Here is a 13,015-nt window from a genome sequence, read left to right as displayed (position 1 = left end):
ATCTGTACCCGACCGAATGGAGGTCACATGATCCCGCCACCCGGCGGGAGACAGCGGCGCACACCTGTGCCGCTCCGCTCAAAGTAAGGACGGCCACGCACGGTGGGAGCCATCAAGGACAAGGGGCGGCAGCTCCACGAGATCGAGCGGGTCCCCTACGAGGACGCGTTCCTGATCGGCGACCTCCTCACCACCCGGACAACATTGCTGGCGGGTGAGCCCAAGGCGGGCAAGACACTGCTCAGCGCGGGCATGGCATAGCCCTGCTCAACGGCGAGCCGACGTGCCTCGGCCTGCCGGTACATCGAAGAATCGACCACATCGTCTACGGCCTGACCGACGACGGCGCGGCGGAGGAATTGAAGGAGCGGCTGGACGGTGCCGTACCGGACGACTCTGTGACCATCTTCCCCGTCCGGGACGCGGGGGACTCCGGCTACTGGAAGGGCATCTACGAAGACCTCGCGGACATCAGGCCGGGCCTGTTCGTCCTGGACAACATGCTCGGCGCGCTCGCACCGGGTGAGGACATCTCATCCCCGGTGACAGCGCAACGGTTCGGGCACAGCTTGCGTCCGATCACGGACATGGGCATCCCCGTGCTGGTGGTGACGCACACCCCGAAGGGAACGGCGGAGGGAATGAGCGTCGCATCCTCGCCCATCGGCGGACGGGCGATCGCGGCCGGCGCTCGCGGCATCATCACCTTGAGGAACTCCGGCAAGCGCGGGCGGCGCATCGAAGTCAAGATGAATCGCGCCCGGGAAGACCTCAACCTCGACGTCACCGTGCACCGAGCCAGCGCGACAAGCGAGGTCCCTGTCTGGGAGCGGGCGAGGCCCCAGATCAAGGCCGTCGACATGCCGAAGGCGAAGCCCTGGGACGAAGTGCTCGCAGCGCGGATCATCGAGGAGCAGCCGGAGGAGACGAACTACAGGCCGCTCGCCCAGCGGTACGCCCCGACGGTCGGCAAGAGCGTGGAGACCATTCGCCCCAAGCTCAGGGATGCCCTGGAGTACGTTGACGGGCGCTGGACCCGGAGGCGCTCCGAGCCCGCCTGATCCGTGGTGGTGGTGATGCAGCCCCCTTACAGGAAGTGTCACCACCACCAGCTACCTCGCTCCGCTCGGCAAGCCTCGCTCCTCCTTCTACTTATGTAAGTACGTCAGGATCTCTGGACACTGGCGGCCTGTGGCCGACCAGCACGCAGGCCACTGGGGGACTACGAAAGCCCGAGGCCTCGAAGCCCGCCAGACAAAGGCAGCGGCTCCCCGAAGGAGCTGTTGAACGAGCAAGACGACTTACGCAAGTACGCGATTGCGTCCAGCGGCGAAGCCGTAAGCCTGTGCAGCGGAGAAGAGCAAGTACGTGAAGCCGTGAAGAAGCCCAACTAGGAAGCGGCCTATCGGCCGTTCTTCGCGTAGACGACTTACGAGGCTCGACTTGCGTACTTGCTCTCGCCGCTGCCTTCCTCGGGGCCGCGGATGCGGCCCACTCGTCAGGAGTCGGTGAGGCTCACGTCCAGTTTCTGACGCCGTTGCTCCCTACCCATGCCGTTCCGCCGTTGCCCTTCACCGCCGTAGGGATGGGGCCTCACGATGTGGCGGCAGCTCCGATCGTTCCGCTGTCCCCCGCCCTGGCCGCGGGCACCGTACCGTCGCCCACCAGATCCATGACCGCGTCAGTGTGTTCCCTGATCAGATAGTCCATGGCGTGCTCGGTCGACGACTGATACTCAAGCTGCTCGCTGTAGAAGCGAAGCCGCTCCTGCGCGTCCTCGATGATTTCGCCCCAGGTGCGTACCCAGATCCGGTACGTGGGCTGGTTGACAGCACATCCAGGCATCCGGTCCTGCTGGTGAGCAAGTTGGCGAAGACCGTCGTCCATGGCATTGCCGACGAGCCAGAAGTCCCAGGTCACCTTGGGGTCCCGGAACCGGTCGTCGTTCATAACCGCTTGCGCATAGCTGTTGATCTGCGTGAACTCGGACATGCCGAGGGTGACACTCGACCTCTTGAGTTCGATCACGAGGTGGTGACGCTCCCCTTTCCGCTGCCGGGCTGCACGGGACAGCATGAGGTCGACGATCCCCCGGCTCCCGTCCTCCCTCAGAACGGGGGCCGGTGCGGGTGTGTCCCGATCGAGAAGACGACAGTGCTGTCTCAGCATCTCGTTCAGACTGCGGTCGCTGACGTGCAGTCCATACTCCTCACCGAAGATCCAGCACTCGTTCTCCAGGATCCGGTGCAGCTCCGTGCGTTCCTTGACCCGCCCCTTGGCCACAGGGTCGAAGACGAGGTGCTCCAGGGCAGACAGGAAATCGAGGCGTCCGGTTGTCGCGGTCGACGCCTTGATCAAGGCGGACAGCGGCGTACGATCCAGCAGCCGACTGAGTTCTGCCTGCTCCTGCTTGGAAAGCGCGAATAGCTCCTCGGCGATGCGCAGCACTTCGCCCGGCTCGTGGGTCAAGACGGAGCGCAGAAGCGCGAAGGACACCTTCTGGGCCCTCTTGCTCGCCGGCAAGTGCCGGACGACCGCGGTCGCCACGGCGTCAAAGGTCTCGCGCTCCGCTCGCTCCTGGTCGTTGGCGGGCTCGCCTGCATACGGGTAGAAGCCTTCCGCACGCCACGAGTCGACGAGCTCACGACGGCGCTCATCGGCTCGGGAACGGAAGTGCTCACGCATACGCTCTCGGGCTTCGGCCAGCACCTCGGCAGCAGGCCCCTCCGGTGTCCAATCGGCGAAGGCGAGGTCGCCGACCGAATCATCCTCGAACCCCGACCAGGACAGGTACGCCGTGAAGTGGAAGCCCGAAGCCTGGATCTCCGGCTTCAGCTGCGCCAAGGACATGCCTCGGCCGTCGCAGAGGAACAAAGCCCGGGAGTACGGACGCGACCATTCGATGATCTTCAACTGGGCCGACGGGTGAGAACTGTCCGGCGGAGCCGCCACCTCGTACGTCTCGACGTGAACCTGCTCAGACGCCGGGTCCAGCCGCGTCCCGTCGTAGGTGATGCAGATGTCCGGGTACGCCTCCAGGTGAAGCGCGAAGGCGGCAGTGAGCGCGGTACGGGCGGCATCCTCGGTCAGCTTCTGGAGGTCCTCCCCGCCGAACGCCTCAAAGACCGTCCCCGTTGCGTCGGCCGTCGGCTCGGGATCGCTGACGTCGAACTCGTCCATGGAGCTGCGCTCGGACTCGATGACCACACGCCGGCGGTCCCCCCGCGCACCGCTGACGCTGGTCCAGCGCACCTCACTGCCGAGCGCGAAGGCCCGGACTCGGCCCCGCCCGTTCTTCCCGTGCAGCACGCGCTTCTTTACCTCACTGACCTGCGTGCGCTTCTTCCAGGACGTACCGATCTGCTCGAAGTAGTCGCTGCACTTCTCCGCCGCGATACCAGTACCGTCGTCGAGCACGGCTACTCGGTCGACTCCGTCGAAGTCGTTGCGCTCAAGTACGACGGTGACGTTCTCGGCATCCGCGTCGAGAGAGTTCCAGATCAGCTCCTCGACAGCTCCCACAGGATGACGAAGCCGGGCAAGCTCCTCAACGTGTCCGCGCCCTACGGTCAACCGAAGCTTCGCCATGGGGTCAGCACCTTTCACGTCAGCGTCATCTCTTAGGGCCTGCGGGGAGGGAGGCAGAACGCTTCCCACGTCATTGTCATTAACTCGGATACCTGATGAACGTCACTCACTGTTTTCGAGCGCCGGACGTGCGTCCACGATCCGCTCCTTCGCCTGCGCGGCCTGGCACGTCACGTCCACAGCTCGTCAGCGAGCGGCTCCGCGTCCAAATCGTCGCGGCGACTGCGCCAGTCCGGCAGGCAGCTGTCCATCAGCCGGGCGAAGCGCGGGCCATGCCCGCGTTCGAGGAGGTGCGTCATCTCGTGGACGATGACGTACTCAAGGGACGCCGGGTGCTTCTTGGCCAACTCGGAGTTGAACCACAGGCGGCCGGTCTCCTGGTTGCACGAGCCCCACTTGGTTTTCATCCGGCGGATGCCCCACCAGGGCACCGAGACGCCGAGCTTCGCCTCCCACCGCTCAATGAGCGGAGGGACGGCGCGTCGGAGCTGCTCTCGGTACCACTGGTCGAGCAGGTCTCGGCGTCCTTGGTCGTCAGTTCCCGGAAGCGCGTACAGGACTAGTCGATCTCCGTCGATCTCCACGTGCGGACGTCCGGGACGTTCAACAACCTTCAGGCGTCGCCTCACACCCCAGCTGTAGTGGGACTCTCCACCGACCATTTCTCGCACGGACTGCCGTCGAGCCGATCGCAGCTCGTCCTGCTGTCGTCTGATCCACGGCAGCCGCTGGATGACGGCCAGCCTGACCTGGTCGTCATCCATCCGCCGGGGTGCCGCCACCCGGACACGGCCCACCGGCGGATAGACACCGATGTGCAGGTTCTTGATGTCCTTGAAGTCCACCTGGACATCGATGCCGAGGACGGTGATCCGCGTGCTAGTGATACTCATGCCTTGCTTTCACCAGTTCGAAGAGCTCATCGAGCCGGTCGAAGTCGTCTGGCAGCGCACGCTTGACCGCGATACGCAGCTTCTTCTCCCTCATTGGGCTACCCACCCAGTTGTGCGGCTTGTTGTGCAGCACCGTGGTGTCGACTTGGATAGCCAGCTGCTGGTCGTCGCGGAAGAAGTCGCACAGCGCTCTGCGCGCGCCGTTGTCAGCCCACTTCGGGTACCGCTCGGCATCGCCTGAGTTCCTGCTTCCAAGATCCGCCGCCGTCTCCAGCAGCTTGGCGAGGTACTCCTCGTACTCGATCGCACCCTTGCGACGTTCCTCGATTATCGCGTCGAGCAGCTGTGACATCTCGTCGAAGTACTTCGGGTTCGTCGCACGCTCGTCGACGATCACCTTGCGCATGTTGTTGGTGATGGTCGCGGCAACGGCTTCGGGGTTGCTCTTGATTCCCGTAGGCAGCTTGTCGACGGCGCCCGCACCCAGTTCGACGATGAGCTGGATGAGTCCGGCGTCCTCGAAGTCAGACACGGTCCTTGACGCGTCCGCCTGGATGTAGGTGTCCAGGAGGAAGCGCATGCCTGCTTCGTACTGCTTGAAGTCGACGTCCTCGCCTGCGCCGAGCTTCACCTCGGCCCGGACGTCCACGTAGTGGCGGACCTCCTTGCGGATGTCCTCGGCGGCCTGCGGCGAGTACTTGGCTGCCTCCATGTCGTTCGCCAGGTTGGCGAAGGCCCGCGTCACCCCTGCGACGGCCTTGTACAGCTCGACACGCTTGGGCTCGTTAGCCTTGAGCTGTGCGGCGTTGCCCTGCTCAGCGGCGCAGAAGTACTGCTGGTACTGGAGTGTGCCTCGGGGCGGCGCGACCGGCTCGCACAGTGCGCGGATACGTTCCAGCGCATCGTCCAGGTCCTTTCGCCCCTTGTCGATACGGTCGCTCAACAGGCCCTCGATGTCCTGCCGCTCATAGGCATCGAACATCCCGGACGTGTAGTCGGTGACGGCGTCCTGAAGGGAGTTGAAGAGGTCGCGGTAGTCGACGATGTAGCCGTACTGCTTGTCATCCCCGTCGAGCCGGTTGACGCGGCAGATGGCCTGGAACAGGCCGTGGTCGCGCATCTTCTTGTCGATGTAGAGGTACGTGGCACTCGGCGCGTCGAAGCCGGTCAGGAGTTTGTCGACGACGATGAGGAGGCGCATACGGCCAGGCTCCTCGACGAACTGCCTCTTGACCTCCTTCTCGAACTCCTCGACCTTCGTCATCGCCACGTCTTCGGGCTCGTTGAAGTGGGCGGCCAGCATCTTCCGGTAGATCTCGTACTTCCGGAGGTTCTCTGTGTGGCCGGCACCGGAGTCCTCCTTGGAGATGTCTCCCGGACTCGGCTTATAGCTGGTGACGATGGCGCATTTGCCGTCGAAGCCCGCCTTGGAGAACAACTCGTAGAACTTACATGCCTGGTAGACGCTGTCACCGACCAGCATGGCGTTCCCGCGGCCGTCCTTCAGACGGTCCTTGGTCTCCATGTCCATCAGGATGTCCTGGACGATCTGCATCGCCCGAGGCTCGGAGGAGACGACCTTCTGCATCGTCCCCCAGCGCTTCTTCAGCTCCGCCTTGGACAGGTCCGTCATGCCCTTGGTCTTGGCCGCGAACCACTTGTCGACGTGCGCGGCAGAGGTCAGCCGCTGGTCGATCGCACGCGCCTCATAGCTCAGGTCGAGTACAACGCCGTCCTTGATGGCCTCGTCGAACCTGTACTCGTGGATGAAGGTACCGAAGGTCTCCATGCTCGTACCCTTGTCCGCCTTGAGCAGGGGCGTTCCCGTGAAGCCGATGAACATCGCGCCGGGCAGCAGGCGCTTCATCGCGGCATGCATCTTGCCGGACTGGGTGCGGTGGGCCTCGTCGATGAAGACGAACAGGTTGCCCTTGGCCTTGAAGTCCTTTGGGACGTTGGCCTTGAGCTCCTCGATGAACTTGTCCTGCGCCTTCTCCTCGTCGCCTACCTTGCCCACAGAGCTGCGGAACTTGTGCACGAGGGAGCAGATGAGCCACTCGGTGGACTTGTTCAAGGTGTCCAGGAGATCCGCGCCGGACTTGGTGCGGTAGATCTTCTCGTTGACGCCGTTGAAGACCTTCTCGATCTGCTCGTCCAGCTCATCGCGGTCGGTGATGAGGAGGACACGGGGGTCCTTCTGGTTCTCACGGATCCACTTCGCCAGCCACACCATCGTGAGCGACTTGCCCGACCCCTGGGTGTGCCAGATGATGCCGCCCTCACGACGACCGATACGTTCCTGTGCCTTCTTCACGCCGAAGTACTGGTTGTGGCGGCACGCCTTGCGGACACCGGAGTCGAACACGGTGAAGTCGTGGACCAGCTCCAGGAGACGCTCCTTGCCGCAGAGTTGAAGCAGGGCGCGATCCAGCGGCCCCTCGTCGGAAGACTCCTCTCCCCCTTCCGCCTCCTCCTTCCACTCCAGCCAGTACTTCTCGGGCGTGTCGATGACTCCGTAGCGCAGCCCTTCGACGTCGTTGCCGGCAAGCACGAGCTGGACCGTCGAGAAGAACGGCCGGATGAAATCTGGCCGTTGGTTGCCGATGGTCTGCCGAATTCCCTCACTCACGGCCACATGGGAACGCTTTAGTTCCAGAGTCGACAGTGCCAGGCCGTTTACGTAGAGCACGATGTCGGGGCGCTTCGTCTGGCGTCCGACGATCGTGACTTCCTCGGCGATGGCGAAGTCGTTCTCATGCGGTTTCTTCCAGTCGATGAGCCAGACCGTCTTATTCTTCTCACTCCCTCCCGGATTGACGCTCACCCCGTAGCGCAGTAAGCCGTACACATCGCGGTTCGCCTCGTACAGGTCTCGGCCACCTCCGAGCGCGGCGGCCTTCTTCAGCTGGTCAATCGCCCTGGTGATGAGGAGGTTGCTGTAGCCCCGCGTACGGAGATTCTCCTCCAACAGCCCGACCTCGATGTTCGAGTTGCGGGCACGGCGCTCATGGTTGCCGAGATAGCGATAGCGCAGCCGCTTCTCGAACAGCCGGATGACACGCTCCTGCGTCTCGCGCTCTACCTGCCCGACATCACTCATGCCTCACCCTCCCCCTGAACTGACAGTCGCGTCCGGCCTGTCAGCAGCTCCTGCATCATGCCGATCTTCTGCTCATGCGCCTTCCCAAGCCTCCTGTGTAGGGCGCCGAGCTCACGGTCGGCATCAATCAGAACCTCAGCCACCGCATCTTGTTCCACACGCTCCGGGATCTTAACGGTGATCTCTGCGAGCGCACGGCTGCTGATATGAACGACGGCATCGCCCTGTCCCGCCCGCGCCTTCTGCTGGGCAACCGCCGGGGAGTTTGCGAGGGTCGCCAGATAGACCGGATTAAAGCCGGAACCCCGGAGGACCACGATGTCGCCACCGGCAACGGCTTCTTGCTCACCCACATAGGCAACGCACATACCGATCTCATCGCGCGTCTCTCCGGAGCCCGCAAAGAGGAGATCTCCCGAGTAGATCGGTAGGGCAGTGGCGGCAACTTCATGACTGACGAACGAGCGAGTGACCGCTGTATAGTTGGCGAATTCCGTGTAGAGCTCTCCGTACCGAATACAGGGAATCCCAGAAGGTCGCACGTCGTCCCGCCGGACACCACGACCTTTGAGGAAGATTCCGAGTTCCCCCAGAGATACCGAGGCCCATGACTCGGCAAATCCAGGAAGGCGCATATTTCCGCTGAGGAGCTGCTGCACAATCCCCTGCTTGACCGCCTGCTTCTTGGCGATCAACTGCCGCAAGGAGAAGATCCTCTCTTCGGCATCATCCAGGGCTTCGGAGATTTCCTTCTGTTCATTGAGCGAGGGAAGATCCACCGGGAATCCCCTGACATCGGATTTTGTGATATTGGGGTCCTTGCGGCTACTACTGGCGACAGTTCGCCAGTAGTCAACCTTGTAATTCAGGAAATGAAGCAAGTACCTGGAGTCTAGACTGTCAGGGTCAGGAAAAATCGCGGTAATCGCTTGGTTGGTTGCGGCAGGAGCGCAAAGGATACCCGTTCGACCAATCTGACTAAACCCTCCGTACATTGCAATCAACACCGTACCGGGGGGATGGATTCGAATCTTCGTATCCGACACTGCGCGACTCGTAATGCACTCACTCGTACGGGAAATGCGCCCGTTATTCAGGTCCATGGTCTTGACCCATGGGATTTCCCCTGCATCGAAATACTCGGCTTGACGCGATCGCGGAGGAGTTTTCCCTGAAGCGAAGCTTGCCAAATCACCAAGAGGGCGGCTTTCCCAATTTTCCCGGCTCACGAGATCCCCATTCCCGCCAGATGCCGAGTGATCCTGGATTCTAGGACTTCCACCCTCGCGGCGAGTGTGCTGGCAGTCTGCGTATAGCGATCGCCAAGCTGCTGAATTCGGTTCACTAGAATAAGTGTTAGCGCCTCGGCTTCGGACGTGACGCGCGCTGTGACCGTGGAACGCCACTTGGCATCCAACACAAGCCCCTGCACATCCGTCTCGGTGAGATCGCCGTACTTCTTCAGCGTGGCAAGATTCAGCGCAGCTTCCGCCTCCTTGGCCGCCTTCTTCGCTACCGCCTCCGCGTCATACAGCTTGATGAGATGTGACAGAGAGGTCACCTCGTCTGCATCCGTACCCTCATGTCGCGCCTTCTTCAAGCGGGCCGAAGCGAGTGCCTTGTTAATCTTTTCGTCGTCCATCGCGTCCGCCAGAAGCCCGCCCTCAACGGCATGCTCCTCGACGTACTCCTCGACCAGGCGACTCGCCTCCTCCCATACCAACATCAGCTCATCGACCTCAGCGCGTTCCTTGGCGAAGTAACGCTCAACGATCAGGCTCGGCGGGAGGAGGTCCATCTTGTACTTCTCAACGCTGCGCCCCGTACCCACCACGAGGTCTGGGGTCTCGGAGAGCTTTCGTTCCTTATCCACCACGATCTTGCGCGGCTTGGCGGCTTCGAGCCAGCCGTCGTTCATGACCATGAAGACGTCATCGTGCATGACGTCGTGCCAATACGTCATGAGCCGTTCGTAGACGTCGTACTCGTCCAGCAAAGGCACTGGTTTGAAACGGGCCAGCAGGTCATCAGCGAGGACGGCGATGAGGTCATTTGGCCGAGTGGTCTCGTCGATCTCTTCGAGCCGCTTGCGATGAGCGGCGAACCACTCAGTGGTGAGTTCCCTGGCCTCTTGGGTGAACTTCTGGAACTCAGGCGAATCAAGGATCGCCTGTTGGACCTTGCTGACGTCGATGGTCAGATCACTGTAGCCGGGACGGTTCGGCTGGAAAAGCTGGTCTCGCAACTGCGGGAAGGCATCCCAGTAGCCGCTGACCGCGTCGAGATCGCGGTCAGGGATGCCACCGTGCAGGTGTGCGTGGAGGTCCTGGATGTCCTCGGGATCGGAGGAGTCGATGTATCGGGGGATGTTGAGGTTGTAGTCGTTCTTCGAATCGGCGATCTCCGACAGCGGAACCATGCGCGAGTAGCGGTCGATCGTAGTCTGCCGCGTGAAGACGTCGACGATTTTGTGGATGTCCTGGCTGCGGAGGCGGTTCTTGTTGCCGTCCTTAATGAAGCCATTGGACGCGTCGATCATGAAGACGCCGGTGCGGCCGACGGCGTTCTCCTTGTCCAGAACGATGATGCAGGCGGGGATGCCGGTCCCGTAGAAGAGGTTCGCGGGGAGGCCGATGATGCCCTTGATGAACCCCTGCTTCAGCAAGCGCCGACGGATGTCAGCTTCGGCGTTACCGCGGAAGAGCACGCCGTGCGGGAGGATGACCGCCGCCTTGCCCGTGCTCTTGAGTGACTTGAGAACGTGCAGCAAGAACGCATAGTCACCGTTCTTCTCCGGCGGCCGGCCGTACTCGAAACGGCCGTACTCCTGCTCCAGCCCGTTGCTCCAGGACTTGAGGGAGAACGGCGGGTTGGCCACCGCGAAGTCGAAGGTCTGAAGCGTGTTCCCGCTGGTGAACCGAGGGCTCGTGATGGTGTCACCCTTGAGGATCTCAGCGTCCTCGTTGCCATGCAGGATCATGTTCATCTTGGACAGCGCCCAGGTGGCGTTGTCCTTCTCCTGGCCGTAGATCGAGATGCCACGTGAGGTCTCGGCGGCGACCTTGAGGAGGAGCGAGCCGGAGCCGCAGGTGGGGTCGTAGACCGTCTGGTCCTGCCGGGTGTCCTTTGTGATTCCAACCACCTTAGCCAGCACCCGGGAGACCTCTGCCGGGGTATAGAACTGGCCCTTGCTCTTGCCGGACTCCGTGGCAAAGTGACGCATGAGGTACTCGTAGGCATCGCCGAGAAGATCGTCGCCCTCGGCTCGGGAGCCTCGAAAGTCAAGGTCACTGAAGATCGCGACCAGCTTCGACAGCCGATCCTGGATCTCTTTGCCCTTGCCGAGCTTCTCCTCGTCGTTGAAGTTGGCGAGGTCGATGACGTTACGCAGGTCGTTAGCCTCGGCGAGCTTGTAGATGATCTTGTTGAAGCGGTCGCCGATCTCTTTGTCGCCCTTGGCGGCGACCATGTCGTCGAAGGAACCACCGGGCGGAACCTCGATGAGACTGTCGGGGTCTGCCTTGGCCTTGTCGGAGACGTACTTCACGAAAAGCAGCGTGAGAATGTAGTCCTTGTACTGACCGGCATCCATGCCGCCGCGCAGCTCGTCGCAGCTCTTCCAGAGCGAGCGGTAGAGGTCTGTCTTCTTGAGGGCCAAGGCTCTTCTTCCCGGTGTGTCATGGCGGTCGCGAGGGCCGCCAACCCTGATGCCTGCGGCGTGACGTACGTCGCGCGGCCGTTTCCAGCCGCCGATGCGAGTTGCAGGCAAGCGCGGCAGCCGAGTCCACGCGGGAAGCGTAGTAGAGAAAGCGGCGGAGTAGCCCTGCAGAGGAAGAGATGCACCTCGCGGCCTACGCCAAGCAGAGCCGCCCCCGGCGGGCGGGCCACAGAGCGAAGACGGCAATCCGCTGCGGCCGCCAGAGGATGCACCTTCGCGAAGACTCGAAGACGTACGAGCGCCACGGAACCTGATCGGGCGATGTCAGGTGATTACCTGACAGGCGAGGGACGGGTCCGGTAGATCTGTGCACGTGACTGACTCCACTCCCAGCGAGCCCATCCCCCAGGACGGCGAGCCGACCTCTTTCGCCAAGGCGAAGGGCTGGATCAGCAAGCACAAGCCGAAGATCCTCGCCGTGGCCGGCACGGTCGGCAGCGCGGCTCTGGCCGTCGCCGTCCTGGCCGCTAAGCATGCCGAGGAACAGAACGCCGCCGCGGGGTCCCAGGACACCGGGTCGGCCGCCGACTCTGCAGAGGAGAAGGAGCAGCGGAACCCGCCCACCAAGCACAACGTCGCCCCGCACAAGAGACGGCTCGCAGACGGCCGCGAGATCGACGTGTCGGGTTACGAGCGGGGCGGCTCCTCGGAAGACGAGGACGAGGACCCCGGCGAAGTCGCGGCCTGAGCGCTTCTCATTCCTGTGCAGTGCCGACGGATGCCCTGCAGAACGGTTGAATCGCCGCTGACCTGCGGCTTCTTTCGCCGCCGGGGGGAGCGCCACAGCTGCCCCGTCGCCCCTGGAACCGTGGCAGAACCCGAGCTGCTAAGACGCGGCGGCCGACGACGGGCCCCTTCGGGGGTCGTACCCCCGCCCCCGCTCGCACCTCTGGCTCTTCACGCCGCCCGCCACCGTCCGTACGATCCGCGCATGATCAAGCTGACGTGGGCCCTGGTGGCCGAGCACGTGGACGAGTGGACCGGGGACGACGCGGCGCAGGGCGCGGCCGTACTCGAAGCCAGGGTGGGGGCCTCGGTCGAGGCGAGCGGCATGAAGCCGGAGGCCGTGCAGCATTGGCGTACGGACTTCCTGACCCCCGTGGTCACGTCGCTGCGCACGAAAGGCGCGGCAGCACTCGCCAGGGGAAAAACATGGAGCCGGGCGGCCGGGCCGGTCATGGCCTGCGCATCCCCGTTCAGCTGAACACAGCCCGTTTCGTGAGCCAGGCAGGCTGATCGGCTCGCCGAGTGGCGCGGAGCCTTAGAGCCGCGATGAAGCTCAGGGCTCCAGCTGTGCGCCTTGCGGAGCGTTCCTCCTTCTCCCGGAGCATCGCCTGGTAGGCCGCCTCCACCTGTTCCGTCGGGAAGCCGAACCTGTTGAGCACCCACCAGACATCCTCGGCCGTCGGATCCGGGGCATTGGCCATCTGTTGTTCGATCCACTCCTCCTTGGTCATCGTCTTCTTCGGCTCGGAACGCTTCGTCATGGGTTTCGTCCTGTTCAATCTCATACGGAGGCCCGTGTCTGTGTCGCGTGCTGGGGGCCGTCGGCGTCGCCTCCAGCGCGTCTGACGGCAACTGAAGCAAGGGACGCTCGGGTCGCCGTCACCCGCCCGCACCACTAGTCTTCTGAGTCAGGAATCCTGTTCAGATGTGTAGGGTTGCCTGGTGGCACGTACTGGGCGGCCGAAGGCCGAGTTGATCCTGTCGGATGCG

10 protein-coding genes are annotated in these 13,015 nt (G+C 63.1%); 4 read left to right on the top strand and 6 right to left on the bottom strand.

All coding sequences use genetic code 11. From position 1 onward, the window contains the following. Positions 1 to 102: 102 nt before the first annotated feature. Both ACFY32_RS10720 and ACFY32_RS10715 read left to right on the top strand, forming a co-directional pair. Positions 103 to 261, top strand: a complete 159-nt coding sequence (locus ACFY32_RS10720; RefSeq protein ID WP_390673929.1) for a hypothetical protein — start codon at positions 103 to 105, stop codon at positions 259 to 261. 137 nt (positions 262 to 398) lie between these two features. Continuing rightward, entirely contained in the window at positions 399 to 1,061 is a 663-nt protein-coding gene (locus ACFY32_RS10715; RefSeq protein WP_390673928.1) for a hypothetical protein, read from the top strand. Positions 1,062 to 1,593: 532 nt separating this feature from the next. Here the strand turns inward: ACFY32_RS10715 and ACFY32_RS10710 are convergent. The 5 genes from ACFY32_RS10710 to ACFY32_RS10690 form a co-directional block, all read right to left on the bottom strand. Further along, positions 1,594 to 3,588 (bottom strand): ATP-binding protein, encoded by a 1,995-nt coding sequence (locus ACFY32_RS10710; RefSeq protein ID WP_390673927.1) that lies wholly within the window; start codon positions 3,586 to 3,588, stop codon positions 1,594 to 1,596. 170 nt (positions 3,589 to 3,758) lie between these two features. Continuing rightward, positions 3,759 to 4,481 carry a M48 family metallopeptidase gene (locus ACFY32_RS10705; RefSeq protein WP_390673926.1) on the bottom strand — a complete coding sequence of 241 codons (723 nt, stop codon included), beginning with the start codon at positions 4,479 to 4,481 and terminating at the stop codon, positions 3,759 to 3,761. Beyond that, positions 4,468 to 7,581: a type I restriction endonuclease subunit R gene (locus ACFY32_RS10700; RefSeq protein WP_390673925.1), complete on the bottom strand. Its 3,114-nt coding sequence runs from the start codon at positions 7,579 to 7,581 to the stop codon at positions 4,468 to 4,470. The genes ACFY32_RS10705 and ACFY32_RS10700 overlap by 14 nt, the downstream gene beginning before the upstream one ends. Beyond that, positions 7,578 to 8,810 (bottom strand): restriction endonuclease subunit S, encoded by a 1,233-nt coding sequence (locus ACFY32_RS10695; RefSeq protein WP_390673924.1) that lies wholly within the window; start codon positions 8,808 to 8,810, stop codon positions 7,578 to 7,580. Before ACFY32_RS10695 ends, ACFY32_RS10700 begins: the two co-directional genes overlap by 4 nt. Beyond that, positions 8,807 to 11,239 carry a type I restriction-modification system subunit M gene (locus tag ACFY32_RS10690; RefSeq protein ID WP_390673923.1) on the bottom strand — a complete coding sequence of 811 codons (2,433 nt, stop codon included), beginning with the start codon at positions 11,237 to 11,239 and terminating at the stop codon, positions 8,807 to 8,809. Before ACFY32_RS10690 ends, ACFY32_RS10695 begins: the two co-directional genes overlap by 4 nt. A gap of 373 nt (positions 11,240 to 11,612) precedes the next feature. Here ACFY32_RS10690 and ACFY32_RS10685 point away from each other — a divergent pair, with 373 nt between their 5' ends. Both ACFY32_RS10685 and ACFY32_RS10680 read left to right on the top strand, forming a co-directional pair. Then, entirely contained in the window at positions 11,613 to 11,987 is a 375-nt protein-coding gene (locus ACFY32_RS10685) for a hypothetical protein (protein ID WP_390673922.1), read from the top strand. 243 nt (positions 11,988 to 12,230) lie between these two features. Next, the gene (locus ACFY32_RS10680; RefSeq protein WP_390673921.1) at positions 12,231 to 12,503 is read left to right on the top strand and encodes a hypothetical protein; all 273 of its coding nucleotides are present in this window, start codon (positions 12,231 to 12,233) and stop codon (positions 12,501 to 12,503) included. Here ACFY32_RS10680 and ACFY32_RS10675 read toward each other — a convergent pair. After that, positions 12,496 to 12,786 (bottom strand): hypothetical protein, encoded by a 291-nt coding sequence (locus ACFY32_RS10675; protein WP_390673920.1) that lies wholly within the window; start codon positions 12,784 to 12,786, stop codon positions 12,496 to 12,498. The genes ACFY32_RS10680 and ACFY32_RS10675 overlap by 8 nt on opposite strands. Between the last annotated feature and the right edge of the window lie 229 nt (positions 12,787 to 13,015).

The sequence above is a fragment of the Streptomyces sp. NPDC000134 genome (genome assembly GCF_042899225.1).
Classification (GTDB): Bacteria; Actinomycetota; Actinomycetes; order Streptomycetales; family Streptomycetaceae; genus Streptomyces.
Note: the sequence above shows the minus strand (reverse complement) of the source record. Positions and strands in the feature narration are given on the sequence as shown.